24 protein-coding genes, 1 tRNA gene and 1 pseudogene are annotated in these 24,376 nt (G+C 64.3%); 13 read left to right on the top strand and 13 right to left on the bottom strand.

What is annotated here, in order from left to right; translation table 11 throughout:
- Positions 1–42: 42 nt before the first annotated feature.
- The 4 genes from sbcB to minC all read right to left on the bottom strand — a co-directional run bounded on the left by sbcB (position 43) and on the right by minC (position 3,512).
- Positions 43–1,551, bottom strand: coding sequence for an exodeoxyribonuclease I (gene sbcB / locus CCD76_RS00250; protein WP_087717578.1), 1,509 nt, complete (start codon positions 1,549–1,551; stop codon positions 43–45).
- Positions 1,552–1,637: 86 nt separating this feature from the next.
- Positions 1,638–1,907, bottom strand: coding sequence for a cell division topological specificity factor MinE (gene minE, locus CCD76_RS00245; protein ID WP_071231744.1), 270 nt, complete (start codon positions 1,905–1,907; stop codon positions 1,638–1,640).
- Entirely contained in the window at positions 1,904–2,725 is an 822-nt protein-coding gene (gene minD, locus CCD76_RS00240; protein ID WP_087717577.1) for a septum site-determining protein MinD, read from the bottom strand. Before minD ends, minE begins: the two co-directional genes overlap by 4 nt.
- 46 nt (positions 2,726–2,771) lie before the next feature.
- Positions 2,772–3,512, bottom strand: coding sequence for a septum site-determining protein MinC (minC, locus tag CCD76_RS00235; protein WP_087717576.1), 741 nt, complete (start codon positions 3,510–3,512; stop codon positions 2,772–2,774).
- Positions 3,513–3,746: 234 nt separating this feature from the next.
- On the opposite strand from minC, the gene CCD76_RS00230 reads away from it, so the two are divergent.
- Together CCD76_RS00230 and CCD76_RS00225 are read left to right on the top strand one after the other, a co-directional pair.
- Positions 3,747–6,515 (top strand): DUF349 domain-containing protein, encoded by a 2,769-nt coding sequence (locus CCD76_RS00230; protein WP_087717575.1) that lies wholly within the window; start codon positions 3,747–3,749, stop codon positions 6,513–6,515.
- Positions 6,516–6,543: 28 nt separating this feature from the next.
- Positions 6,544–6,620: transfer RNA gene (locus CCD76_RS00225), tRNA-Met, on the top strand.
- Positions 6,621–6,853: 233 nt separating this feature from the next.
- Here CCD76_RS00225 and CCD76_RS00220 read toward each other — a convergent pair.
- Positions 6,854–7,660 carry a DUF3750 domain-containing protein gene (locus CCD76_RS00220; RefSeq protein ID WP_256960982.1) on the bottom strand — a complete coding sequence of 269 codons (807 nt, stop codon included), beginning with the start codon at positions 7,658–7,660 and terminating at the stop codon, positions 6,854–6,856.
- Between the two features lie 102 nt (positions 7,661–7,762).
- Here CCD76_RS00220 and CCD76_RS00215 point away from each other — a divergent pair, with 102 nt between their 5' ends.
- On the top strand, positions 7,763–8,698 hold the full coding sequence (locus CCD76_RS00215) for a tetratricopeptide repeat protein (protein ID WP_087717817.1): 936 nt from the start codon (positions 7,763–7,765) through the stop codon (positions 8,696–8,698).
- 65 nt (positions 8,699–8,763) lie between these two features.
- Here the strand turns inward: CCD76_RS00215 and CCD76_RS00210 are convergent, their stop codons facing one another.
- Positions 8,764–9,921 carry a MalY/PatB family protein gene (locus CCD76_RS00210; protein WP_087717816.1) on the bottom strand — a complete coding sequence of 386 codons (1,158 nt, stop codon included), beginning with the start codon at positions 9,919–9,921 and terminating at the stop codon, positions 8,764–8,766.
- 131 nt (positions 9,922–10,052) lie between these two features.
- Here CCD76_RS00210 and CCD76_RS00205 point away from each other — a divergent pair, with 131 nt between their 5' ends.
- Positions 10,053–10,412 (top strand): hypothetical protein, encoded by a 360-nt coding sequence (locus tag CCD76_RS00205; protein WP_256961030.1) that lies wholly within the window; start codon positions 10,053–10,055, stop codon positions 10,410–10,412.
- Positions 10,413–10,503: 91 nt separating this feature from the next.
- Here CCD76_RS00205 and CCD76_RS00200 read toward each other — a convergent pair whose 3' ends face one another.
- Together CCD76_RS00200 and CCD76_RS00195 are read right to left on the bottom strand one after the other, a co-directional pair.
- Positions 10,504–11,289, bottom strand: coding sequence for an outer membrane protein OmpK (locus CCD76_RS00200; RefSeq protein ID WP_087717573.1), 786 nt, complete (start codon positions 11,287–11,289; stop codon positions 10,504–10,506).
- 227 nt (positions 11,290–11,516) lie between these two features.
- A complete protein-coding gene (locus CCD76_RS00195; RefSeq protein ID WP_256960981.1) occupies positions 11,517–11,864 on the bottom strand; it encodes an HNH endonuclease in 348 nt (115 codons plus the stop codon).
- A gap of 85 nt (positions 11,865–11,949) precedes the next feature.
- On the opposite strand from CCD76_RS00195, the gene ybaK reads away from it, so the two are divergent.
- The 5 genes and pseudogenes from ybaK to CCD76_RS00170 all read left to right on the top strand — a co-directional run bounded on the left by ybaK (position 11,950) and on the right by CCD76_RS00170 (position 14,902).
- The gene (gene ybaK / locus CCD76_RS00190; RefSeq protein WP_087717572.1) at positions 11,950–12,438 is read left to right on the top strand and encodes a Cys-tRNA(Pro) deacylase; all 489 of its coding nucleotides are present in this window, start codon (positions 11,950–11,952) and stop codon (positions 12,436–12,438) included.
- A gap of 8 nt (positions 12,439–12,446) precedes the next feature.
- The gene (locus CCD76_RS00185; protein ID WP_087717571.1) at positions 12,447–12,776 is read left to right on the top strand and encodes a hypothetical protein; all 330 of its coding nucleotides are present in this window, start codon (positions 12,447–12,449) and stop codon (positions 12,774–12,776) included.
- Positions 12,745–13,266, top strand: a complete 522-nt coding sequence (locus CCD76_RS00180) for a DUF501 domain-containing protein (RefSeq protein WP_087717570.1) — start codon at positions 12,745–12,747, stop codon at positions 13,264–13,266. The genes CCD76_RS00185 and CCD76_RS00180 overlap by 32 nt, the downstream gene beginning before the upstream one ends.
- A 54-nt stretch (positions 13,267–13,320) precedes the next feature.
- Positions 13,321–13,845, top strand: a pseudogene (locus tag CCD76_RS00175) (LOG family protein); the annotation flags it as partial.
- Positions 13,846–13,930: 85 nt separating this feature from the next.
- Positions 13,931–14,902, top strand: coding sequence for an NAD(P)H-quinone oxidoreductase (locus CCD76_RS00170; RefSeq protein WP_087717569.1), 972 nt, complete (start codon positions 13,931–13,933; stop codon positions 14,900–14,902).
- 21 nt (positions 14,903–14,923) lie between these two features.
- Here CCD76_RS00170 and CCD76_RS00165 read toward each other — a convergent pair whose 3' ends face one another.
- Together CCD76_RS00165 and CCD76_RS00160 are read right to left on the bottom strand one after the other, a co-directional pair.
- The gene (locus CCD76_RS00165; RefSeq protein ID WP_256960980.1) at positions 14,924–15,415 is read right to left on the bottom strand and encodes a 3'-5' exonuclease; all 492 of its coding nucleotides are present in this window, start codon (positions 15,413–15,415) and stop codon (positions 14,924–14,926) included.
- A gap of 138 nt (positions 15,416–15,553) precedes the next feature.
- Entirely contained in the window at positions 15,554–16,069 is a 516-nt protein-coding gene (locus tag CCD76_RS00160; RefSeq protein ID WP_087717568.1) for a tetratricopeptide repeat protein, read from the bottom strand.
- Positions 16,070–16,419: 350 nt separating this feature from the next.
- On the opposite strand from CCD76_RS00160, the gene CCD76_RS00155 reads away from it, so the two are divergent.
- From CCD76_RS00155 to CCD76_RS00145, 3 genes are all read left to right on the top strand, one after another.
- Positions 16,420–17,457 carry an NADP(H)-dependent aldo-keto reductase gene (locus tag CCD76_RS00155; protein ID WP_087717567.1) on the top strand — a complete coding sequence of 346 codons (1,038 nt, stop codon included), beginning with the start codon at positions 16,420–16,422 and terminating at the stop codon, positions 17,455–17,457.
- Positions 17,458–17,513: 56 nt separating this feature from the next.
- Positions 17,514–18,296, top strand: a complete 783-nt coding sequence (gene yaaA, locus CCD76_RS00150) for a peroxide stress protein YaaA (protein WP_087717566.1) — start codon at positions 17,514–17,516, stop codon at positions 18,294–18,296.
- A gap of 166 nt (positions 18,297–18,462) precedes the next feature.
- Entirely contained in the window at positions 18,463–19,305 is an 843-nt protein-coding gene (locus tag CCD76_RS00145; RefSeq protein WP_087717565.1) for a Tim44 domain-containing protein, read from the top strand.
- A 150-nt stretch (positions 19,306–19,455) separates the two neighbouring features.
- Here CCD76_RS00145 and CCD76_RS00140 read toward each other — a convergent pair whose 3' ends face one another.
- Both CCD76_RS00140 and CCD76_RS00135 read right to left on the bottom strand, forming a co-directional pair.
- A complete protein-coding gene (locus CCD76_RS00140) occupies positions 19,456–20,217 on the bottom strand; it encodes an SDR family NAD(P)-dependent oxidoreductase (RefSeq protein WP_087717564.1) in 762 nt (253 codons plus the stop codon).
- A gap of 78 nt (positions 20,218–20,295) precedes the next feature.
- Positions 20,296–21,147, bottom strand: coding sequence for a sulfite exporter TauE/SafE family protein (locus tag CCD76_RS00135; protein WP_218776936.1), 852 nt, complete (start codon positions 21,145–21,147; stop codon positions 20,296–20,298).
- A 288-nt stretch (positions 21,148–21,435) separates the two neighbouring features.
- Here CCD76_RS00135 and CCD76_RS00125 point away from each other — a divergent pair, with 288 nt between their 5' ends.
- Positions 21,436–22,764 carry an aspartate aminotransferase family protein gene (locus CCD76_RS00125; protein ID WP_087717562.1) on the top strand — a complete coding sequence of 443 codons (1,329 nt, stop codon included), beginning with the start codon at positions 21,436–21,438 and terminating at the stop codon, positions 22,762–22,764.
- Between the two features lie 81 nt (positions 22,765–22,845).
- Here the strand turns inward: CCD76_RS00125 and pdxR are convergent, their stop codons facing one another.
- Entirely contained in the window at positions 22,846–24,324 is a 1,479-nt protein-coding gene (gene pdxR / locus CCD76_RS00120) for a MocR-like pyridoxine biosynthesis transcription factor PdxR (protein ID WP_256960979.1), read from the bottom strand.
- Between the last annotated feature and the right edge of the window lie 52 nt (positions 24,325–24,376).

The following is a 24,376-nucleotide window of genomic DNA, read 5'->3' as shown; positions in this document are numbered from 1 at the left end:
CCGTGGCCCGTGGCTCGTAGCTCGTAGCTCGTAGCTCGTAGCTCAATAAGCGTCGAACGCCTGTTCCGGCATGATCGACTCGACGTACATCACCAGCTCCTCGAGCACCTGACGTTCGCGGTCCTCCAACGGCGTCTGGTTGAGACGTTCGATCTCCCGGGCAAAATCCTTGAGCGTCATGCCGCCACTGTTGGCGTCGTTCATGCGTGCCCAGCGGAAGGCGTCCCACTGCGCCTTTTCCTCGCTGTCGAGCGTATCGGGGTAGCTGCGCGCGCGCATCCGGAACAGCATCTCCTCGAGCCGCGGATCCTGGAAGGCAAACCCCGTCGTGCCCAGCTCGTCGGGCGGTGTCGCATGCACGCGCTCCATCGCCTGACGATCGTGCGGCGAGAAGAAGCCGCCGGAGTAGAGCATCAGGTCGGGATCCTGCGGCGGATCGGCCGGTGAGTCGGCAAAGGCCAGTGCCGCCTTGCTGGCAGACTCCGGGTTCTGCACCAGCGCCTGCCAGTGTCGCTCGCACAAGGCGCGGTCGAGCCCCAGGCGCCTGGCGACGGCATCGTCGGCCGTGACGATCGGCAACAGCACCGGGCTACGATTGAGATGGACCACTTTCAGCGGAATCCGCGTTTCGCCCTCGGCCAGCTCGCTTTCGCTGACGAAAATGCGCGCCCGGATCTCCTCGGGCGTCAGCGAGAACAACGGCGCAGGATCGACGGCCAGGTCGTAGACGATGATCCCGTTGGGGTTCGAAGGATGCGCGGCCAGCGGTACGACCAGGGCGCTGCAGCCGCGACTGGCGGGATAACGCCGCGAGATATGCAGCATCGGCTTGCGGGCATCGACATCGAGCAGCTCGGCCACTCGCCGCTTCTGGCGCAACGACAGCAGGTAATCGAAGAACTTGGCATTCCGGGCGCGCAGCAGCCGAGCCATGCCGATCGTGGCACGCACGTCCGCCAGTGCGTCGTGGGCTCCTTCATGCGGGATACCATTGGCTGCCGTCAGGTGCTCGAGCTTGAAGCTCGGGGCGCCATCTTCTCGCTTCGGCCATTCGATACCCTCGGGGCGCACGGCGTAGAAGGCGCGTACGGCATCGATCAGGTCCCAGCGGGAATTGCCGTTCTGCCACTCTCGGGCATAAGGGTCGAACAGGTTGCGGTAGAACAGATGGCGGCTGACTTCATCGTCGAAGCGCAGGCTGTTGTAGCCCAGCGAACAGGTGCCCGGTACGCTCATCTCCGCCTGGATGCGCGCGGCGAACTCCGCCTCCGGCACGCCACGACGCAGCGCGGCCTGGGGCGTGATACCGGTAATCAGACAGGCATGGGGATTGGGCAGATCGTCGTCCGCCGGGCGGGCATACAGGGTCAGCGGCTCGCCGATTTCGTTGAATTCGGCATCGGTACGAATCGCGGCGAACTGGGAAGCCCGGTGCCGACGCGGATCGGCACCGAAGGTTTCATAGTCGTGCCAGAGAAATGTGAGCTCTGCCTGGGACCGGGCCTTCTTGCCATGGACTGCCTTGCCATTGACCCTTCCACTCGTGGCCATTCCGCTCTCCGCCTGCGCAAAAGGCCAAGCCTAGCATAGCCGGCAGCACGACTCATGTGTCGCTGGCCGTGGCACTGGCCGCTTCTTCAGGTCTTGGCCGCTTCGCTTTCGTTGGGCAGTGTCACGTTGAGTTCGAGCACCGAGCAGTCATTGTCGCTGTCGAGGCTGATATTGATGGCATCCTGGTCGACCTTGACGTACCGCCGGATGACCTCGAGTAGCTCCTGCTCCAGCATCGGCATGTAGTCGGGCTGGCCCCGATGCCCGCGTTGATGGGCAACGATGATCTGCAGCCGCTCCTTGGCAACGGATGCGGATTTCTTGCGTTCACCCTTGAGAAAATCGAGTAGCCTCACCGGCGGCCTCCTCCTCCGAACATGCGTGCGATCAGACCGCGCTTCTGCACCGATTGAAAACGCAGCGGCACGTCTTCGCCCATCAGGCGCGATACGGTATCGACATACGCTTGTCCAGCGTCGCTCTTGTCGTCATGAATGACAGGCACCCCCTGGTTGGAGGCGCGCAGCACGGCTTCCGATTCGGGAATCAGGCCGACCAGATCGATCGCCAGTATCTCCCGGATGTCTTCCAGATTGAGCATATCGCCGTCATCGACCCGGCTCGGGTTGTAGCGGGTCACCAGCAGGTGTTCCTTGATCGGGTCACGGTTCTGTTCGGCGCGACGCGACTTGGACGACAGCAGCCCGAGAATACGGTCCGAATCCCGCACCGAGGAGACCTCGGGGTTGGTCACGACGATGGCCTCGTCGGCGAAGTAAAGGGCCAGCTGGGCGCCACGTTCGATACCGGCGGGAGAGTCGCAGATGATGTAATCGAACTCCTCGGAGAGATCCATCAGGACCTTCTCGACGCCTTCCAGCGTCAGCGCATCCTTGTCGCGCGTCTGGGACGCGGGAAGGATATGCAGGTTCTCCGAGCGCTTGTCGCGGATCATGGCCTGCTTGAGCCCGGCCTCGCCCTGGATGACGTTGACCAGGTCGTAAACGACCCGGCGTTCACACCCCATGATCAAGTCCAGATTCCGCAGACCCACGTCGAAGTCGATGACGACGGTCTTGTTGCCGCGAAGGGCCAATCCCGTGGCAATGGCTGCCGCGCTGGTCGTCTTGCCGACGCCACCTTTACCGGATGTTACAACGATGATCTTGGCCAAGATGAACTTCCTGTTACCCGATAACTGTTGATCACTCTCGCGCCATTCAGGTCAGCGCCGAGATCCTTAACTGGTCTTCCTTGAGCTGCACTTGCACCGAACATCCCAGCATCTTGGGGTCGATATCCTCAAGACGCTTGTAGGTCCCTGCCACGGAAAGCAATTCGGCCTTCAGATCGTGACAGAAGATACCGGCTTCGCGATCACCGTGGATACCAGCCAGCGCCCGCCCGCGTAGTGGCCCGTAGACATGCACGCTGCCCGCTGCCAGCACCTCGGCGCCGGGATTGACGGCGCCGATCACCACCAGGTCGCCTTCCGAGGCGGAAACCTGCTGGCCCGAACGCACCGTCCCCCGATGAATACGTCCGCCGGCCTGTATCGACACCTCCGGTGGCGGTACCGGCAGCTCCGCTTCGACCGGCGTCTCGACGGGCCGGCTCTCGACCGCTCGCGGACGGTTCTCCTGCGGCGGGAACCACCCCAGCCCCAGCGCCCATGCTGACTGCTTGACCGGGTCCGAACCGCCGCGCACGGCCACCGGCAGCAGCTTGTGTGCCCGACACACCGCACAGATCCGCTCGAGGGCAAGGTGTGGCTCGTCGACCTGCTCGACACTCAGCACCACCGGCGTATGCTGAAAGAATGCCGGGGCCTGGCTCACCTTGCCGGCCAGTTGTGCACGGATACGCTCGGGGTCGCCACTGGCCAACTCCATGACTGTCATCGGCAGCATGCCACCTTTGAATGTAAAGGCAGTATCTGCCCGATCCCTGTTGAGACTCATGACCGAACTCCGCAGCGGGGGAATGGGGTTAAGCTAGGCGAGGGCGGACATCGCTGCAACCGATCATAAGGCCCCTCAGACCTTTTGTCAGGTGTCGCCACGAACCGACGCAACCCGCGAATCGGGCTTTTACCGCCGGCCTTCAAATGGTTAGATAGACAGTTGCCGTCGGCGCCGCGAATTTGCGGGGTCGATCTCTGCCAGCCCCGTCGTTTTCAGGATGCCACACCGGCCATGCCAGGACTCTTTCAACGTCTGTTTTCCCCTCGCTGGCGGCACAAGGATCCCGCTGTCCGCGCCCAAGCCGCCTCTCAACTGAGCTCGGACGAGCTCGACACGCTTCGTCAGCTCGCCCAGGACGATTCCCCCCAGGTCCGCCAGGCGGCACTGGCGCGGGTACAGGATCTCGATTCGCTGCTCCAGTGGCATCGCCAGTCGCCGAGCGAAGAGTCGTTCCAGCGTCTCGTCGACCTTCTCGGCGGGCGCGTTTCGCCCAGCCCCGATCTCAATACGCGGCTGGCAAAGATCGAGCAGCTCGAGGATCTGGCACTGATCGACGCCCTGATCGGCCAGAGTGACAACCAGTCCCTGCGTCTGGCCGCGCTGGCTCGCATCGACGACGAAGCGCGCCTGATTCACCACGCCAGCGAGAACAGCATCACCGCCGTGCGCCACGCCGCCGCGGAACGTGTCACCTCCCCCGACGGCCTGGCGCAACTGGCCAAGCAGGCACGCCGGGACAAGCAGGTGGCCCGCCTGGCGCGTGAACGACTGGCGCGCCTGCGTGCCGACGCCGAACAGCAGAGCCGCGAAGCAGCGGAGCGCGAGCAGCTGCTGGCAACCCTGGAAGCCCAGGCCAACCGCCCCTGGGAGCCGACCTTCGAGGCGCGCCTGAAGCACTGGGTCAAACAATGGGACGCGTTGACCAGCAACGCAGACCCAACCCAGCACGCCCGCTTCGATGCCGCAGTGACTCGCTGCCGCCAGCGCATCGCCGAACACGAGCATCAGCATCGCGAGCTCGAACGCATCCAGCGCGAAAAGTCCGAGGCGCAATCGACGCGCGAAGGCATCCTCGATGCCCTGAACCAGGCACTGAACATCGTCGCTGAAACCGAACGACTGACCCCGGAGGTCATGCAGGCGCTGCAAGGCAAGTGGCGGCTGCAGGAAGAGCGCTGGCAGGAGGTCTCGGATCGCTACGGGGTCAGCGAGTCCTTCCAGCAGCGGTACGCGGCGCTCGACCAGCAGGCCCAGACCATCTGGCAGGCCTGGGAGCGACTGCAGGCCGAAGCCCCCGCCCTGCGCGAAGCGCTCGAGAAGGACGAGCCGCTGGCGCCGGTCCTTGATCGCCTGGCATGGCCGCGCACGCTGCCGCCGACCGAGCTGGTGCTCGATGCCCAGCGCCAGGCAGCAGCCAGCAGGCGACAGCAAGACACAGCAGCCGCCGCCAAGACCGAAAACCATTGGTCGGACGAAGAGATCGGCGCACAGCTCGAGGCTCTGTCCGAGGAGCTCGACCAGGGCCGTTACCGCCCCGCCTCGCAGTTGCATCGCCGTCTGCGCCAGCATCTGGATTCCAGCGGGCAGTCGTTGTCGCCGGCCCAGGAGCAGGCCTACAAGCAGCAGACCGCCCGCCTGGCCGAATTGAAGGACTGGCGCGGTTTCGCCGCCGCGCCCAAGCGCGAAGCCCTGCTGGCGAACATCGAAGCGCTGGTCGAGGCCCGCGAGCAGCCGGATGCAGAGCGTCATCGCCGGCATCAGCAGCTGATTCGCGACTGGCGCCAGCTCGGCGACGCCGCGGCGACCCGCGAGCTGGCCCAGCGCTTCCGCGCCGCCTCCGACGCTCTGCATGAGCAGCTGGCCGAGTGGGAGACCGAGCTCGAATCGCGGGAGCAGGACAACCTCGCAGCCCGGCAGGCACTCTGCGAACAGCTCGAAGCGCTGCTGGCCCACCCTTCCGAGGATGCCGACCCGGACGGCCTGCGCCGGATTCGCGATGCCGCCCAGGAACAGTGGGATCGACACTGGCCGGTTCCGCGGCGGCAGGCCGCCTCGACCGGCCGGCATTACGCCCGCCTGCGTCGTCAGTTGCAATCGCTGATCGACGAACGCGCCGGTGATGTCGCGGACCACAAGCGCGAACTGGTCGAACAGGCCCGACAACTGGCGGAAGATACCGCGCCCGCCGCGCAGCGTGCCGAGCAGGCCAAGTCGCTGCAACAGCGCTGGCGCGAGCTGGGCCGGGCGCCGAAAGGCATCGAACAGACGCTGTGGCGCCAGTTCCGCAACCACTGCGACACCATTTTCGCAGCCCGCGACACCGTGCGTGGCGAACAGCAGGCACGGCAGCAGCAGCGCTTCGATGACATGCAGGCACTGATCGACCGCCTGGACGCCTGGCAACCTGCATCCGCCAGGGAGCGCCATGTACTCGACTCGGCGCTGACGGAAGCACAACGCCTGGTGCCTCTGCCCCGCAGCCGTCGCAGCGACGGTATGGAAAAGCGCTGGCAAGGCATCGTTCACGCGCGGGAAGTCACACTGGATCGGCTTGCGCTGGTGGAAGAAGCCAAGCAGTGGCCCGACTATCGGGCATGGATGCGTCAGGCCGACGGCGAAGCGCTCGACACGGCCCGGCTCGACAGCGATGTACGACGAGCGCTCGAAGCCCGCGAGACTCAGCGCCAAACGTCGTCGCCGCAGCAAGCCGAAGAGAATTTGCAACGCTGCCTGGTCCAACTGGCGCTGCTGGCCGGCGACGCCATCCCTGAAGCGCTGGAACCGCTGCGCCTCGAGGTTCAGGTCGCGCGGCTCAACGACGGGCTGGGCCGGCCGCCCACCCCGCCCGAGGAACTGCACCAGACGCTGCTAAGGCTGTTGTCGATTGCCCCGCTTTCGGCCGAGACCTGGGAGCGCTACGAGCCCGCTTTCGATAGCGTAATGGCGCATTTGAGCCGATCAGGACATCATCACAGCGATGAAGGCATTGACTTCATCTAATCCGTACGTATAATACGCCACAAGTTGATGCGGGGTGGAGCAGTCTGGTAGCTCGTCGGGCTCATAACCCGAAGGTCATCGGTTCAAATCCGGTCCCCGCTACCAAATTATTTGACCGGTGCCTTCCCCAGGCGCCGGTTTTTTTTGGCCTCTATTTTTCCGTCAAACGCTATCCGCCTTTCCTCTTTCCCTTTTGCTCTATCCGCTTCTCTCACGACCCGTTTTTGCGTTATCCATTTTGCCCCATTCATTACCCTCGGGCAGATACCGGTTCCGCCACGTTATGCATGTGGGCTATCCCAGGTCTCTGGGTCCTGTTTCGTTTTATCGCCAGATCCTCAAGGAATTTCCTGCTCCACCTCTCTTTCCCCGTGGCTACCGGTCGGTTGCGCCATGCCGACTCGGCCGATGCCGGGCAGCTTGAGCGCGGGAGACTGCCAGTCGACTCCGACCGTCAATCCCAGCACGTCGAGTTCGAATCCTTCGTCCCAGGCCAGCATGACGCCGAACAGGCCGCCCAGCGACAGTTGATAGCCGGTCTGCGTCGGCGTTCTGGCGACGAACTCTCCCGGCAGGTAGTTCTTGCCGATCGCATTGGGCGGGAAGTCCACCGAGAGTTCCGGCACCTGTCGCACCACCCAGGCAATGAACGTATTGCTGTTGGGACCGGGCCAGATCCGGTATTGGTCGGGAAACGGGTAGTCGGGCACGACGCGCTCGATCTCGTCGATCGCCCGCGCCGCCTTGTCGCCCCGGAGTTCGGCCAGTAGCGTCGGCGAATTGCCATACCACTGGCGATCCGGCGGCGCAAAGCCGGTCTCCACCGTGGGCCGACGCCAGCTCATCACCTGATAGACGCGATAACGGCTGGCATCTTCGGCCTTGGTTGCGATCCAGGTATGCACGCCGAACGCCCCGCGCCACTCGAAGGTTCGCGCCGCGTAGACCTGAACGACGGCCTCGCGCACCTCCGCCGGATCCGGCGCCAGCCCACTGGAAGAACGATCCGCATCCTGCCAGTTGGCGGACATCGGCACCTGCTGGGAAGCGAGCATATAAGCCGGCCCCAGCAGCAGTACGATAATCAGCGTGACGGCAGCCAGCACGAACTTGAACGTGCGAGTCAGCATCCGGGACAGGTTCATCGGCAGAGAATTCCGGCGTTCGGGTCGGGGGACGGGTTGAATCGGCGTACGATGGCCCACATAACACTCATCAATCTCGAATCGAACATCAAGGGTTTTTACATGGCTATCGTCGATCCTCGCACCGGACAACCGCTGACCGGCCCGGAAGAAAGCGGCCAGAATGGCGCCGGCAACAACGTTGCTCCGGAGGACGTCATCGTCGACGTCACGCTGGAGAACTTCCAGCAGGTCGTGCTCGAGGGCTCGATGCAGCATCCGGTGCTGCTGCAGAGCTGGGCATCCTGGTGCGAGCCGTGCAAGAACTTGAAACCGGTGCTGGAGAAGCTGGCGCAGGAATACGCTGGCGCCTTCGTGCTGGCGCGGCTCGACATCGAAGCCTTCCCGCAGATCGCCTCCCAGCTCGGGGTACGCTCGGTGCCGGACGTCAAGCTGATTTCCCAGGGCCAGCTCTACGACCAGTTCCAGGGCGCGCTACCGGAAAAGCAGGTTCGCGAGTGGCTGGGCAAGTATCTCGAGGCACCGGCGAACGCCTCGCAGAGCCCGGAAGAGATGGCCGAGACGGCACTTGCCTCCGGAGACACCGAGACGGCCGAAGCGATCTATCAGGAACTGATCCAGCAGTATCCGGAGCACTACGATTACCAGATCGAGCTGGCCGGGGTGCAGGTCGCCGCCGGTCGCACCGCTGACGCCAAGCAGATCCTCGACAATCTGCCGCCGGAACACCGCGATGCGGCCAAGGCTCGCGGCGTGCGGGCACGCATCGAGTTCGGCGAGGAAGCCTTGAGCCAGGCCGATATCGACGCCCTGGGCGAGCGTGACGACAGCGAGGCGCAGTATCAGCGTGCCATGCGCCAGATCGCCGACGGCCAGTACGAAGCCGGACTCGAAGCGCTACTGGCTGTCATGAAACGGGATCGCGCCTACGGCGAGGACGCGGCACGCAAGACGCTGCTGCGCGTTTTCGATGCGCTGGGCGCCGAACACCCGCTGACCGTCACCTACCGCCGTCGCCTGTTCGCCATGCTCTACTGATCGACGTCGATCCACGTAATACCCGGAACGCCCGGCTCGAGTGAAAGCTCGCCCGGGCGTTTTCGTCAGGCTGGCTCGGCAAGCAACCGATCCAGCCTCATCAATGCCTCTTCGAGCCAGCTTCGCGGCATGCCGAAGTTGAGCCTGACGAAACCGGGCCAGCCGAAGTCGGCGCCATCGGAGAGCGCCACGCGTGCTTCTTCCAACAAGCGCTGCTGCGGCGACTCGGCCAACGCGCTATGGCGTAGATCCAGCCAGGCCAGGTAGGTCGCTTCCGGTGCTGTCATGGCCACGTTCGGCCAGCGCGAGACATGCGCTCCCACCAGGGCCAGATTGTCCCGCAGCTCACTCAGCAGCGCCTGGCGCCACTCCTCGCACTCGGCGTAGGCGGCTTGCGACGCGCTCAGGCCGAGCACGTTGACGCTCGGCAGCAAGCCGGCAGCCGCAGACTGGAATCTCTGGCGCAGATCGTCGTCGGCGATGATGGCGCAGGCGGAGGAGAGTCCCGCGATATTGAACGTCTTGGAGGGTGCCCACAGCGTGATCAGACGATCCTTCAGCTCCGGGCACAGCTGACCCAGCGGCCGATGAGAGACCGAAGGATCGAGAATCAGATCGCAGTGCAGCTCGTCGGAAATCACGATCAGGTCGTGACGCACCGCCAGCTCGGCCAGCCCCTTCATCTCCTCGGCGTTCCACACGCGCCCGGTGGGGTTGTGCGGGTGGCACCACAGCAATACGCGCGTGTTGGGCTGGATCGCCGCTTCCAGCGCCTCGAGATCGAGCCGCCAGGGTTCGCCAGGCGCAACGGGGTCGGCCAGCGCGAACGTCTGTGCTTCACGTCCGATATTCCTGGCGATACTCAGAAACGGCGGATAGATCGGGGTCGCGGTGAGCACGCCCTGCCCCGGTTCGCTGAGTGCCATCGCCGCCAGATTGAGCGCCGGCACTACGCCGGGCACCCATAGCTGCCACGCTTTCTCGATCTGCCAGTCGTAGTGGTCACGGCTCCAGTCGCAAAGGGTTTGCTTCAGTGCCGCGGACACGTCACCGTAGCCGAAGACACCGTGCGCGACGCGTGACTCGAGCGCCGATATGACCGCCGGCGGCGAGCGAAAATCCATATCGGCGACCCAGAGGGGTAGGACGTCCTCGTCGTACTGCAGCCACTTCTTGGTGGCGTGCTGGCGGCGATCGATACGCGTGGCAAAATCGAAGTTCACGATAGTGATCTCATCATCGAAATGGATGGACAAATATGTGCGAGCGACCTGACGTGCCTGACAACGCTTCTCCCCGACCGTTCTACGCTCGGGTGCTGGCCGGCAATTCGAAACTGGTCGGCCACTGGCTGATGCTGGGGCAGGCCGATCCCGACCGTCTGGCCCTGATTCTGGCCGATACGGCGCGCATCGCCAAACTGGGAGAGCCGGAGTCGACACCGGACGGCGCCACGCTGACCCACTGGAGCGGTGACGCTACGCCACCGCGCTGGGCCGCCAGAACGGCGCTGTTCCTGCTGGTGCAGATGCCGGCCAGGCCCCTGCCCCGCGATGACGACGAGGCGTGCGCCTGGGCTTACTGCTGGCTGCACAATCGAGACTTCGACGCCTTCGAGACGGCGCGCGACGCGCTGCCCGATCACTTGCGCGAGCGCCTCGCGGCACCGCTGGCCGAAGCGTGGCACGACTATCGTGGGCTGCGCCTGGTCTGACCCGTCCGGCGCGAGCCATGCCAAGGCCCGAGCCGTTTGCGTACCAGCCTGTGTCAGGCCGCAGCGCACGCTGACACGAGCAGGCGGAGGATCAGAGGTTGTACTTGACGAGAAGACTCGCGGTATTTTGATCGGTATCGAAAGCCGTGCTGTTCTCGATGCCGTACTTGTTGCTCCAGTAGTCGTACTCGAAGCCGACGTAGAGTTTCTTCTCCCCCCACTGCATGGCCTTGCCGAGATCGTACTTGATCTGTGGATTGACATGCAGGTTGGCGTGATAGCTATCGTCGTTATCTACTACCCAGTCGATATAGCCATCGATCAGGAAGTCCGACTCTCCCGCCGGGATCGTCACCGACCATACCGGCGTGATCTGCCAGGTATCGCCATCACGATCTCCATCCGGGTCGCGGTGATAGACATTGATCTGAGCGTAGTCGAAACCGGGGATCGCCAGGTCGACCCCCATGCCCAGTAACGTCGTTTCCACATCTCCTTCGCCAAACTCGCGGGTGCCTGCCAGCAGCACGTCGCTGATCGGCCCCAGCTTGAAGGACTGGTCGAAGATCTTGTTGAACGAAAACCGGGGCGTGAACTCGCCGTAAAGAGTATTGCTGCCATTGGTGGCGGATTCTTCGCCGTTGTAGAAAATCTTGTCGACGAAAATGAACAGATCCCCTACCGTCCAGCTACTGGCATGCTCGAAAGTTACCGTCTGCTGCGTCGACGGATCGACTTCGAAATTCTGCCCGTACAAGTAGGTCAGGCTATTGCCCTGCCACAGAATCGGACTAGCGGCCGCTGCCTCGCCAGCCACACCGAGGGCCGCTCCTGCAATCACGCCGATGGCGACCGTGCTCTGTCTCAAACCTTTCATCCCACCCTGCTCCTATGTCATGGGTCGCTCTCTGGCGCTTGAACTCGAGATCCTGAAGACCCGGAACCAGAAGGAGCAAAAGGCGTGCCAGTCGACTATTTTTGTGTACAAAACAATGGACGCGCGACGAAACATAGACGCCGGTATATCGAGGCGTTTTCATAACGCACTGTTTCAACTCAGATCTCTCTCAAAACCTGACCGATTGCACAAGTTTGAGGCAGGCTTCAGGAACGACGACGCCTGGCCTGACGCTTGGGAACGAAGCCGTCCGGCTTGGTTGCCAGCCACTCGGCAAAGGCGCGAATATCGGGATGCGACAGCAGCGCTTCGCGACTTGCATAATGATCGGCCAGCTCGCGCTCGCTCAATGTCCGGTGAAGGTGGGAATGACACGGTCGGCAGACCCAGAGAATGGCCATCTGCATCAGATCGCGCCCAAGGCGCTTGCGATAGCGCGGTTTGCGGTGCAACGTTCTAGGGATGAGATGATGACGCGTCAACGGCGCGGCACGTTCGCACAGCGCGCAACGCTCGGTCACCTCGCAGCCCGCCATGTCATCGTCAGTCACCATCGGCAAGGAGTCTCCATCGCGTGGTCAGCTTAGAAACACCTTCGGGTTTTCCGCAACCCGTCTCGACCGGAACGGGAATCGCACCATGACGCCCGCGATCCGCCTGCTAGAATCACGCGGTGTGGCCCACGAGGTCACCAGCTACGAACTGGGTAGTGAATCGGAGGCGGCCTCCCACAACTCCTATGGTCTCGATGCCGCCCAGGCGCTGTCGTTGCCGCCTGCCAGCGTGTTCAAGACACTGCTCGCCCAGCTCGACGACGGGCGCCTGGTGGTCGCCCTGGTGCCCGTCGACGCCACGCTGGATCTCAAGGCGCTGGCCAAGGCCGCCGGCTCACGCAAGGCGCGCATGGCGGAGGCCCCGGTGGCCGAGCGCACCACCGGCTATCTGGTCGGCGGCATCAGCCCGTTGGGTCAGAAGAAACGTCTGCCGACCTTCATCGACGAGAGCGCCACGGCCATGGAGACGATGCACGTCAGCGGGGGCCGGCGCGGCCTCGAACTGTCGCTGGCGCCGAGCGACCTGATCGCCCTGACCGCAGCTCGCACTGCGGCCCTGGCCCGGCGCGGTTGACCTTTCGCATGTCGATAGACTTCGACCTGTGGATCGATCCTGACGATCTCGATCGCCATCGTGCCATCGAGCGAGTGCTGGAGCACTACTTCATGGAGCGCCTGGCCGACTATCCGCATCTGCGTTTGCCGGGTCCCGATCCCTACGACTATGATGCGCCGTTCAATCGACTGCACGCCGTGCTGGTCGAACGCGCCCGCGACTACCTGCTGCGCGACTATCTCTACTCGCCCACGCCGATGCAGCTGAGCCAGGCCTTCTATCGCGCCGTGGCTCGTTCCAACAAAGTCATACTGGATTCCTCCCATGGTGATTCACACCAATCAGATACCGACTGACGCCCAACTGGCGATCATCACCGAACAGCTGGGCCGCCCGCCCCGAGGTCTCGAAGCGGTTGCCGCCACCGACAGTCACGGCCGGCCGCTGGTCCTGCGCATGGCGCCGATCGTCGACGACGCGCCCTTCCCGACGCTCTACTGGCTCTCTTGCGAGCGTCTCAAGGTGGTGCTGTCACGACTCGAGGCCAGTGGCGTGATCAAGGAACTGGAAGCCCGACTGCAGCAGGACTCCGAATGGCTGGCAAGCTATCACCAGAGCCACGCCGATTACGTGAGACAGCGCTGGGATTTCATGACCGATGAGCAGCGTGAAGCGGTAGAAAAACGCGGCTATTCGCAATTGATGCGCGAGCGCGGCGTCGGCGGAATCACCAACTGGGATCAGGTGCGCTGCCTGCATACGCAGTACGCTCACCATCTCTGCGGCGACAACGCCATCGGCCGCTGGCTCGACGCAGAGCATGACGTCGCAGCCAGCATTCCGTGATCACAGGGAATTCTCCGTTCTCTCTTTCATCATTCGTTTTCCAGGAGCGATAGCGTGCAAATCTGTGTTTATCTGGGCTCGCGTGAAGGCAAAGATCCCCGTTTCGCCGAAGCGACGGACGCACTCGGCGCGGCGATCGCCAGACGCGGCTGGGGCCTGGTCTATGGCGGCGCCCGTAACGGATTGATGGGCCGGCTGGCCAACGCCTGCCTAGCCGAAGGCGGTGAAGTGATCGGCGTGATGCCAGAACATCTCGTGCAGCGCGAAGTCTCGCACCATGGCCTGACCCGGCTGATCCGGGTCGACAACATGCACGAACGCAAGGCGGCCATGGCCGCGCATGCCGATGCCTTCATCGCCCTGCCCGGCGGTATCGGTACGCTGGAGGAGCTGTTCGAGATCTGGACCTGGCGCTACCTCGACCTGCACGACAAACCGATCGGCGTGCTCAATGTCGCCGACTTCTACTCGCCGCTGCTGACCTTCCTCGACACTACCGTCGAACACGGCTTTCTCGATGTCGCCACCCGCCGCACGCTGTTCGCCGAGGCCGATATCGAAACCCTGCTGGATCGCCTTGGCCGAAGATGCCAGACTGAGAAATCACGACGCTTGAACGACGCGGTTCGAGCACCGGTAACGTATCCGTCAAGGAGGATTGGGAATGCATGCCATCGCCATCGAAGACAAACGGATGATCTGGCGCGAACACGACGACCTCGGCCCGCTGGGCGCCAGCGACGTGCGGATCGATGTGGCCTGGGCGGGAATGAACCGCGCCGACCTGATGCAGCGTGGCGGCAACTATCCACCGCCGCCGGGCGAATCCGAGATTCCGGGGCTGGAAGTCAGCGGCACGATCAGCGAAGTCGGCCGGGGTGTCGAGCGCTTTCGCAAGGGCGACCGCGTCTGCGCCCTGCTGGCCGGCGGCGGCTATGCCGAGCAGGTCGTGGTCAACGAAGCGCAGGTTCTGCCCATCCCCCAGGGCCTGGGGCTACGTGAAGCCGCCGCGCTGCCGGAAGTCTTCGCGACCGCCTGGCTCAATCTCTACATGGAAGGGGCGGTTCAGACCGGCCAGCGCGTCCTGCTGCACGCTGCCGCCAGCGGCGTGGGCACGGCGGCGATCCAGCTCTGCCGCGTGTTCGGCAACCCCTGTTTCGTGACCGCCGGCAGCGCCGACAAGCTGGAAACCTGTTACCGGCTTGGCGCCGATGCCGGCTGGAATCGGCACGATGGCAGCTTCGTCGAAGCGGTCAAGGAGTGGGGCGGCGCCGACATGATTCTCGATCCGGTAGGCGGCGACTACATCGCCCAGGATCTCGCGGTCCTGAATCCTGACGGGCGTCTGGTGCTGATCGGGCTGATGGGTGGGCTGGAAGCACAGGTCAATCTGGGCCGCATGCTGATGAAGCGTCAACGCCTGATCGGCTCGACACTTCGCTCGCGCTCGGCGAAAGCCAAGGGCGGGATTCTCGACGCGCTTCACGCGCATGTGTGGCCCAAACTGAGCAGTGGCGAGATCAAGCCGCTGATTGCCAGCACCTGGTCGATTCAGGAAGCCGAAACCGCCATGCAGCATCTTTCCGACAACGCCAATATCGGCAAGCTGCTGCTGAGCGTCAGCGGTGAAGGCTAGATCCGGAAGTCGAGCGGGGGGCTACTTGGCGTTTAGCGTCTCGGCATAGGTCAGCTGCAGCAGGCGGGCATCGTCGCCGGCGCGATGCCGGCGGATTTCATGCGCTTCGGCGAGTCGCGCCTTGGTGTCGGCCCAGCATTCGGTCTGCGCCTCGCTCAGCAGACGCCGCAGCGCCTCCAGTCGAAATCGCGGCAGCATCCCCGCCTGATCGAACAGCAGCGACAACCAGGTGTTGTCGTAGCCCCAGCTGTCGCTGTAGGCGATCCCCGCCGATGCCAATTCGTCGTTGAGCCAGCGGGCGATCTCGATGGGAGGATGCCCCTCGCGAATCAGACGAGCGCGGGATATCCCGTGCAGCAGTTCCGCCTTGGGATCCCAGTGCGTCCACTCCCGTACCGGCTGAATCAGGAATGCACAGCGGCTGCCATCGGCACGGGCCAGGCCGATCTCGATGGGATAACTGCCACGGCCAAAGCCGGATGCTTCGATGTCTAGCAGGGTGGGCAGCAACACGTTGCGGGCTCCCTCTCCATGATGCCGTCTCATCTTGCGACGCCGATGAGGCATCATCATGACAGCGTTGGGGCGTAACTTCACCCCGACACCGTGACGATGGCGGGGTACGCAGGATGCGCCGACGGTTGCGGGCTCTCAGTGCGTGGCGAGCGCGACGGGCGTCTCGCCGTTGGGACCATCTTCAGCCAGATTGCGCGCCCAGCGCTGCCATTCATCCGCGCGGGCGGGGTCGTGCGGCAAGCCGAGCTCGCCGCGACGATACGCATCGGCCAGGCGCTCCGCGGCCCGAACATGACCATTCTCGCCGGCGCGAGCGTACCAGGTCACCGCATGGTGAACGCTGGGCTGATACTGCGAGCAACCCAGCTCGTAGATGCGGCCGGCCTGGTACTGGGCGTGACGGTCGCCCTGCTGTGCCGCCTGCAGCACGTAGCGCGCGCCGGTCGACTTGTCCCTCGGGGATATCCCGCGGTGCATCAGCACTCGGCCGTAGAGCGAGCGAGCCGGCACATGACCAGCATCGGCACAGCGCTTGAACCAGCGCAACATCAGGCGCTGCTTGCTCGGCGAGCGTGTCATCCAGCGCGTATGGCTAAGCTGCGTCGCCAGATGAAACTCGAAACGCGTAAAGAAAGAAAACGTCTGTGGCATAACTGACAGTGACCCTGGAAACTGGGACCCATTGACGGTCCGAACTACCGTGTCGATCTGGACGCTCTTGTTCTCTATTGCCGCAACACCTACTACATTGCCGCAACACCTACTACCGCAACGTCAGGCAACGCTCTATGGCGCGTCGGAATCGACCTTTCACAGGCGCACTCGGCCGGGGGGCCGGGCGGCGAAAGGCCGCAAGAATACGCCTGCCCGGGCGGCGACTCAACCCCCGGCTTCCAGGCCCGGTTTGCCGCCTCACGACGGCGCCAGTAACATACGATTTTCAGCCCGTTTTTCGTCCCCATGGTTTGTCTCGATCGGGCCATTTCAACCTGGAGTGCAACATGCAGCGACGCCCCTTAGGCAAGACCGACATGCAGGTTTCTCGCCTGTGTCTCGGCACGATGACGTTCGGCGAGCAGAACACCGAAGCCGAAGCGCACGAACAGCTCGACCGTGCCATTGCCGCCGACATCAATTTCATCGACGCCGCCGAGATGTATCCGGTGCCGCCGAAGCCCGAGACGCAGGGCCGCACCGAAGCCTATATCGGCAGCTGGCTGCAAAAGCGTGGCAAGCGTGACGACCTGATCATCGCCAGCAAGGCGGCGGGCGCCGGCCGTGGCATGGAGCACCTGCGCGGCGGGCCGCGGCATACCCGCGAGCAGATCCATCAGGCTCTGGACGCGAGCCTGAAGCGCCTGCAGACCGACTATCTCGACCTCTATCAGCTCCACTGGCCCGATCGCCACGTCAACTGCTTTGGTCAGTTGGGCTACCTGCCGGGCGACGACAGCGATGCCACGCCGCTGGAAGAGACCCTCGGCGCGCTGAAGGACGCCGTCGATGCCGGCAAGATCCGCGCCATCGGGCTTTCCAACGACACCCCTTGGGGCGTCATGCGCTGCCTGCACCTGGCCGAGACCCAGGGTCTGCCGCGCGTCGCCAGCGTCCAGAACCCCTACAACCTGCTCAACCGCAGCTTCGAAGTGGGCCTTTCCGAAATCGCCCATCGCGAAGACGTCGGCCTGCTGGCCTACTCGCCGCTGGCGTTCGGCGTGCTCTCGGGGAAATATCTCGACGGCCAGAAGCCGCCCAAGGGCCGCCTGACCCTGTTCGAGCGCTTCTCCCGCTATACCTCCGAGCTGGCCGAGGAAGCGACCCGAGCCTACGTCGACATCGCCCGCGAGCACGGCCTGGACCCGGCCCAGATGGCACTGGCCTACGTGACCTCACGACCGTTCGTGACCAGCAACATCATCGGTGCGACCACCCTCGAACAGCTCGATGCCAACATCGCCAGCGACTCGCTCGAACTCTCCGACGACGTGCTCGACGCGATCGAAGCGGTGCACCGAAGAATCTCCAACCCCTGCCCCTGACGCCCGCCAGCGACGGCAGTCGATAACGCAACGTTTCCCATACGGATAAGCGCGCCATGCTCAGCATCATCTCTCCGGCCAAGACGCTGGACTTCGAAACGCCCTCGTCGACACGGGACGTCACCCAACCCGACTATCTCGATCAGAGTCGGGCACTGATCGAGATCCTGCGCGGCTACTCACCCCAGCAGCTGTCGGAACTGATGGGCATTAGCGACAAGCTGGCCGGACTCAACGCGGCGCGCTATGCCGAGTGGCAGACGCCGTTCTCGATGGACAACGCCAAGCCCGCGGCACAGGCCTTCCAGGGCGACGTCTACGTCGGTCTGGAAGCCGCCACCTTCAGCGACGCCGACAACGCCTTCGCGCAGGATCACCTGCGGATTCTGTCCGGCCTCTACGGCATGCTGCGACCGCTGGATCTGATCCAGCCCTATCGCCTGGAAATGGGCATCCGGCTGGAGAACGCCGCAGGCAAGGACCTGTACGCCTACTGGCAGGACCGGCTGACCCGGGATCTGGACGCGGCGGTCGCCGCCAGCGGCAGTTCGACTCTGGTCAACCTCGCCTCCAACGAGTACAGCAAGGCCATCGATTTCAAGCAGCTCGAGGCCGATGTCGTCTCCCCGGTGTTCAGAGACGAGAAGAACGGCCAGTTCAAGATCATCAGCTTCTATGCCAAGAAGGCCCGGGGGCTGATGGCGGCCTGGCTGATACGCGAACGGGTCGAGAAGCCTTCAGCTCTGACCGAATTCGACGTGGCCGGCTACCGATACTCGCCGGAAGAGTCGAAGCCGGACAAGCCGGTTTTCCGCCGTCGCGAGCAGGATCGTGACTAGACCAGGCGGCCAGACTCGATAGACGCGACTAAAGAAGCAGCCCGGGCCTCCCGGCATTCAGCTTCCATTCATGACGATCTGCGATAATGCTCGCAGCAACGAGTGCGCCCGAACGGTGCCATGCAGGTCCGTCACTCGTCCAGGACAACGATTTCAGGAGAAAGCCATGCGACATCTGCTCGTCATGATTATGGTCGGCCTGCTCGGTTTCAGCGCCGCAGTCGACCACGCCGAGGCGCGCCGTCTCGGCGGCGGCAAGAGTTTCGGTTCCTACTCGCGCTCGGTTCAACAGCCGACGCCGACCACCACGCGCAGCAACGCCTCGGCACCGCCACGCCAGCCGAGCGCCGGACTCTCCCGCTTCGCCGGCCCGCTGGCCGGGATGCTGGCCGGCGGCCTGCTGGCATCGCTGTTCTTCGGCGGCGCCTTCGACGGCTTCCGGATGCTCGACATGCTGCTGATCGCGCTGGTGGCGTTCATCGCCTTCCGGCTCATTGCGGGCCGTCGGCGGCATGCGACGGCCGGCCATCGCGACGGCGGCCAGCCCAACGACACGATGCGGGAAGACAACAGCGCCCAGCCGACGCCGTTCATAGGCGGCAACGCCGCGGGAACACACACCGGCGGCATCGCCACCGAACCAGCCTGGTTCGATCGCGAACGCTTCCTGACCGGTGCCAAGGAGCATTTCACCACGCTCCAGCGCGCCTGGGACAACAATGACCTCAGCCAGATCCAGGAGTACGTCACGCCCGAGCTCTACAACCTGCTGAAAGCGGAACGCATGGCGCAGCCGGCCAACAACCGCACCGAGATCGTGCGCCTGTTCGCCGAACTGGGCAGCGTGCAGGAGATCAAGGACGAGGCCGAAGCGACGGTCCTGTTCCATGGCGTGCTCGACGAAAACGGCGAAGAGACCGAATTCAACGAAACCTGGCACCTCAAGCGCTCCCTGCGCGACGGCGCACCCTGGTACATTCAGGGGATCGAGCAGAACCCCACGGCCTGAGTTGGCACCCGGCGTCTCGGCACGACTGACGCCAAGGCACCGGGACCAGCGCTGACAAAAGCCGCTTGAAAGGAAAGGCCCGAGCCTGTCGTCGACAGGCTCGAGCCTTTTCATGCCGCCACCGCTATCGCTGCGGGGCTCGGACGGCCATCAATCGTCGCGATCGATCGCGAAGGCCGACCAGGCCTGGCGCGTGGGCATCACTTCCAGGCGGTTGAAGTTGATGTGCGGCGGCAATGTCGAGATGTAGAACATCTGCTCGGCGATGTCCTCGGCGGTCAGCGCCGTGGTACCACGATAGAGATTGTCGGATGCCGTCTGATCGCCGCCGGTGCGCACCAGGGTGAACTCGGTTTCGGCAATGCCCGGCGCCAGATCGGTCACCCGCACGCCGGTCCCCAGCAGGTCGCAGCGCAGGTTGTAGCTGAACTGCTTGACGAACGACTTGGAAGCCCCGTAGACGTGGCTGCCCGGATAGGGCCACTGACCGGCGATGGAGCCCACATTGATGATCGTGGCACCCTCACCGACTTCGATCAGCGTCGGCAGCAGCGCGTGGGTCACGTTGACCAGACCGGTCACGTTGGTGTCGATCATGGTGTGCCAGTCCTTGAGCGCGACTTTCTGTGCCGGCTGCGGCGCCAGCGCCAGGCCAGCGTTGTTGACCAGCGTGCGCACGCGTTTGAAACTCTCCGGCAGCGTATCGACGGCCTGCTGCACGGCCGCATCGTCGCGCACGTCGAGCACGATGGTGTGAACTGCCACCTTGTCAGCCAGTTCGGCCTTCAGCGCCTCCAGGCGCTCGCCACGACGGCCGGACAGCACCAGCGACCAGCCGGCTTCGGCGAAACGATGGGCAGCCGCACGGCCGAACCCGGAAGTGGCCCCGGTGATGAAAACGACATCGCTCACAGTATTTCTCCTCGTCAGACTTCGATGGCCGAGCGACAGTCAGCGCTCGACGCTGTGTACCCGTTGGCGGAACGGGGCCTAACCATAGCCGGCTTCACGGGCCAGCACCCACACCGACAGCGCGATCAGCAGCGGCGCCACGGTGACTTTCATCGAACGTGGCTTCGAGCGTTCGAAAGCCCACTGTCCCAGCGCATTGCCGATCAGGGCAGGCACCAGCAGCCAGGCTCCGCGGAGCAGCGTCTCCCGTCCGAGTTCGCCCGCCAGCCCCAATCCGACCAGAGAGGCCATGCTGCTGGCCGCGAAGAACACGATCGCCGTGGCCCGCAGCGTCGTCGGCCCTAGTCGCCGGTGAAGCAGATAGAGCATCAGCGGCGGCCCGCCGGACGAGGCCAGCGTCATGCACAGCCCGGAAACGCCGCCGGCCATCACGCTCGGCCAGCCGCCTCCCTTCGCGTCGCGCCCGGTCGGGTCCGGCTCGAGCTCGTCACTCACGGAGCGCGGATCACGCCGCAACAGCAACGCCATGGCGCCGGCCAGCGCCAGCAGGGCCACCGCGATCCGCATCGGCGTGGCCGGCAGCGTCGCCATCACGCTCACGCCGACGACGGTCGCCACCACCATGCCACACAGTAGCCGCCGAAGGCGGGGCCAGTCGGCCAGCCGTCCGGCACGCCGCCAGAGGCCGATACTGGTGACCAGATCGAGCAGCAGCGCCAGCGGCACCGCCTCCACCGGCGGCAGGAACAGCATCAGCCCCAACGCGAGCAACATGGCAAAGCCGAACCCGCAGTAGCCTCGGACCACGCCAGCAAAACAGGCCAGTCCCACGGCCGGCCACAGCATCGGCATCGACGACATCACGCTGGCCAGCCCTCCCCTTTTCAGATCTACTCGTATCGGCTCATCCGGCGCCTCCAACTCTGGCACCGACCGGTCGACATCGAGCGAGCACCATACCCAGCCTCCCGGCCGCCGGGTAGGGCCAGTTCGGCCTCCGTATCGGGACATCTCCCACTGCTGTCACGAGCGCCGCCGAATTCTGGCTCTACGCGATCCGCCCATCGCCCCCTAGTCTTGAATCGAGACAGTGAACGCCATCGTTCGAACTGCCGTCCGGATGCGCCAGCCATCATCTCGTCAGCGTCGACGTCGATATCGATGCCGGCCAGCCACCGTGGACGCTCGTCAGCAACGCCAAACAACAGGAACCCTGCCATGACCGATACCCTCATCAACGACGTTGTTTCCAACGCGTATGTCCACCAGCTCGACCGCCAGCATGTATTCCACTCCTGGTCGTCGCAGGGCAACCTGTCGCCGATGGTGATCGCCGGTGGCAAGGGATGCCGGCTTTGGGACTACGCTGGCAAGGAGTATCTGGACTTCAGCAGTCAGCTGGTCAACACCAACATCGGCCACCAGCATCCCAAGGTGATCGCCGCCATCCAGGCACAGGCGGAGCAGCTGACCACCATCGCGCCAGCCCATGCCAACCTGGCACGCGGCGAGGCGGCCAAGCGGATTCTCGAACGGGCGCCCTCCGGCTTCGGCAAGGTGTTCTTCACCAACGCCGGCGCCGATGCCAACGAAAACGCCATGCGCATGGCGCGCAGCGTGACCGGCCGCGACAAGATCCTGTCGGCCTACCGCTCCTATCACGGCAATACCGGCTCGGCCATCGTCGCCACCGGCGATCCGCGACGCGTGCCCAACGAGTTCGCCCGCGGCCACGCCCACTTCTTCAACCCCTTTCTCTACCGCAGCGATTTCTGGGCCGGCAACGAGGAAGAAGAGTGCCAGCGTGCGCTGCAGCACCTGAAGCGCGTGATCGAATGCGAAGGGCCGAACGCCATCGCCGCGATTCTGCTGGAGTCGATTCCCGGTACCGCCGGCGTGCTGATTCCCCCTAAGGGCTACATGGAGGGTGTCCGCCGGCTGGCCGACCAGTACGGCATCCTGCTGATCTTCGACGAAGTCATGGCCGGCTTCGGCCGCACCGGGCGCTGGTTCGCCCTCGAGCACTTCGACGCCAGGCCGGACCTGATCGTATTCGCCAAGGGCGTCAATTCCGGCTACGTGCCGGCCGGGGGCGTGATCATCTCCGACGAGATCAGCCGCCATTTCGATGATCACATGTTCTTTGGCGGCCTGACCTATTCCGGTCATCCGCTGGCCATGGCCGCCATCGTCGCCACGCTGGATGCGATGGCCGAGGAAGGCGTAGTGGAAAACGCCGAGCGCGTCGGCAATGGCCCGCTGGCTGCGGGGCTGCAGCAGCTGGCACGGGATCATGCCATCGTCGGTGAAACCCGCGGTCTCGGCGTCTTCCACGCGCTGGAACTGGTTAGCGATCGCCAGACCCGGGCGCCGCTGCCGGCGGACCGGATGGGCGCGATCAAGAACGCGCTGATCGCCAAGGGCCTGCTGCCGTTCGTGGTCGAGAACCGCATTCACGTCGTGCCGCCGTGCATTGTCAGCGAAGCGGAAGTCGCCGAGGGTCTAGGCATCCTCGACCAGGTGCTGGGCGAGTTTTCGGCTGGCTGAGCAGCTTCGCAAGGCAGGATGAGCGACCGGCTCTGGCCGGTCGCTGTCGTCTGGACGCGTACAAGGGGTTGGCGTAGAAACCTAGCCGAACGCGCGGGCCAGCCGGGCGATCCCCGGCGCGATGCGCTCGGCGTCGATGGCACCGAATCCCAGCCGCATGTAGTTGCGCGGCGGTGCCTGATCGAAGAAGTGCTGGAAGCCGGGCTCGATCAGCACGCCATGCTGCGCGGCCTGCCAGGCCAGTCGCTGGGTATCCACCGATTTAGGCGCTTCCAGCCAGAACACGCTGGCATGATCTCCACCAACCCGGCGGCAGTCGGGCAGATCCCGGCCGATGGCGGCATCCATGATCTCCCAGCGATGGCGCATCTCGTCGGCGAAGAGCCGCAGATAGCGATCGTAATGGCCCTGGGAGAGAAACTGCGCCAACTGCTGCTGCAGGCCGGAAGGCGGGTGGCGGTACATCAGCCGGCGCAACGCCCGCAGCTCCTCGATCAGTTCGGCATCGGCCACCACGTAGCCCAGTCGCAGCCCCGGCGACAGCGGCTTCGACAGACTGCTCATGTAGATCACGCGGGAGCCGGCCCGGCTCGCCTTCAGTGCCGGCTGGGCATGGCGATCGAAATTGACCTCGGCATCGTAGTCGTCTTCCAGCACGATCTGATCGCGGCGCTGGATCTGCTCGATCAGCGCCTCGCGCCGACGGCGGCTCATGGTCACCCCGGTCGGCCCCTGGTGGCTGGGCGTCACGTAGAGGTAGTCGCTCTTCGCCGCCGCCGCGTCCAGGCACATGCCCTCGCCATCGATAGACTGGTAGCTCAGCCGGGCGCCCTGGCGCAGGAAGACGTTGGCCGCTTCCCGGTAGCCAGGGTTTTCCATCGCCACTCGTGTCCGCGCGTCGAACAGCAGCTGGGCGATCAGAAACAGGGCATTCTGCGAGCCGAGGGTAATCAGGATTTCGTCGCTACGGGCATGAATGCCGCGCTTGGGCAGCACCCGGGTACGCAGCTGTTCGACCAGCATCGGATCGTCCTGGTCGTAGCGGTCGCTCAGCCAATGGCGCTCGCGCCGTCCGCCCAGCAGCCGGCGCGACGTCTCGCGCCACTGCTCCAGAGGAAACAGCCGGGTATCCAGTTGACCGTAGACGAAGGGAAATTCGTAGTTCATCCAGTTGCTGGGGCGCAGGACACCCTGCAGATGGCTCGGCCGATGGGTGAATCGACTGCCCCAGGATGGTGCATCCACCACCTCGTCGCGCATGCCGCGGCCCGTTTCCAGTGCATCGGGTTCATGGTAGGCATCGTGCAGGTAGTAGCCGCTGCGCGGTCGGCTGACCAGATAACCGTCTTCCACCAACCCTTCGTAGACCAGCGCTACCGTATTGCGCGAGATGCCCAGTTGCAGAGACAGCTTGCGACACGAGGGCAACGCCTCCTCGGTCGGAATCGTCCCGGTATGAATGGCATCCAGCAGCGCCTCGCGCAGCTGTTCCTGCAAACCGCGCCGGGCATCGAAGTCGAGATGAAAATAGTGATCGAGCATGCCGAGTTCCCGCCTCATGGCTGAACTCTGTACGCTGCAAGATTTGCGCCAGTTCCCCTGGCGCTTGACG

This window comes from Salinicola salarius, from assembly GCF_002179555.1.
GTDB classification, from domain to species: Bacteria; Pseudomonadota; Gammaproteobacteria; order Pseudomonadales; family Halomonadaceae; genus Salinicola; species Salinicola salarius_A.
The sequence above is the reverse complement of the archived record's forward strand: the minus strand, read 5'-3'. Positions and strand labels throughout refer to the sequence as shown.

Bases quoted from the DNA above. Each gene is read 5' to 3' on its own strand.
- sbcB (WP_087717578.1), bottom strand. From the start codon at position 1,551: ATGGCCACGAGTGGAAGGGTCAATGGCAAGGCAGTCCATGGCAAGAAG.
- minC (WP_087717576.1), bottom strand. From the start codon at position 3,512: ATGAGTCTCAACAGGGATCGGGCAGATACTGCCTTTACATTCAAAGGT.
- CCD76_RS00230 (WP_087717575.1), top strand. From the start codon at position 3,747: ATGCCAGGACTCTTTCAACGTCTGTTTTCCCCTCGCTGGCGGCACAAG.
- CCD76_RS00220 (WP_256960982.1), bottom strand. From the start codon at position 7,660: ATGAACCTGTCCCGGATGCTGACTCGCACGTTCAAGTTCGTGCTGGCT.
- CCD76_RS00215 (WP_087717817.1), top strand. From the start codon at position 7,763: ATGGCTATCGTCGATCCTCGCACCGGACAACCGCTGACCGGCCCGGAA.
- CCD76_RS00205 (WP_256961030.1), top strand. From the start codon at position 10,053: ATGCTGGGGCAGGCCGATCCCGACCGTCTGGCCCTGATTCTGGCCGAT.
- CCD76_RS00200 (WP_087717573.1), bottom strand. From the start codon at position 11,289: ATGAAAGGTTTGAGACAGAGCACGGTCGCCATCGGCGTGATTGCAGGA.
- CCD76_RS00195 (WP_256960981.1), bottom strand. From the start codon at position 11,864: ATGGTGACTGACGATGACATGGCGGGCTGCGAGGTGACCGAGCGTTGC.
- ybaK (WP_087717572.1), top strand. From the start codon at position 11,950: ATGACGCCCGCGATCCGCCTGCTAGAATCACGCGGTGTGGCCCACGAG.
- CCD76_RS00185 (WP_087717571.1), top strand. From the start codon at position 12,447: ATGTCGATAGACTTCGACCTGTGGATCGATCCTGACGATCTCGATCGC.
- CCD76_RS00180 (WP_087717570.1), top strand. From the start codon at position 12,745: ATGGTGATTCACACCAATCAGATACCGACTGACGCCCAACTGGCGATC.
- CCD76_RS00170 (WP_087717569.1), top strand. From the start codon at position 13,931: ATGCATGCCATCGCCATCGAAGACAAACGGATGATCTGGCGCGAACAC.
- CCD76_RS00160 (WP_087717568.1), bottom strand. From the start codon at position 16,069: ATGCCACAGACGTTTTCTTTCTTTACGCGTTTCGAGTTTCATCTGGCG.
- CCD76_RS00155 (WP_087717567.1), top strand. From the start codon at position 16,420: ATGCAGCGACGCCCCTTAGGCAAGACCGACATGCAGGTTTCTCGCCTG.
- yaaA (WP_087717566.1), top strand. From the start codon at position 17,514: ATGCTCAGCATCATCTCTCCGGCCAAGACGCTGGACTTCGAAACGCCC.
- CCD76_RS00145 (WP_087717565.1), top strand. From the start codon at position 18,463: ATGCGACATCTGCTCGTCATGATTATGGTCGGCCTGCTCGGTTTCAGC.
- CCD76_RS00125 (WP_087717562.1), top strand. From the start codon at position 21,436: ATGACCGATACCCTCATCAACGACGTTGTTTCCAACGCGTATGTCCAC.
- pdxR (WP_256960979.1), bottom strand. From the start codon at position 24,324: ATGAGGCGGGAACTCGGCATGCTCGATCACTATTTTCATCTCGACTTC.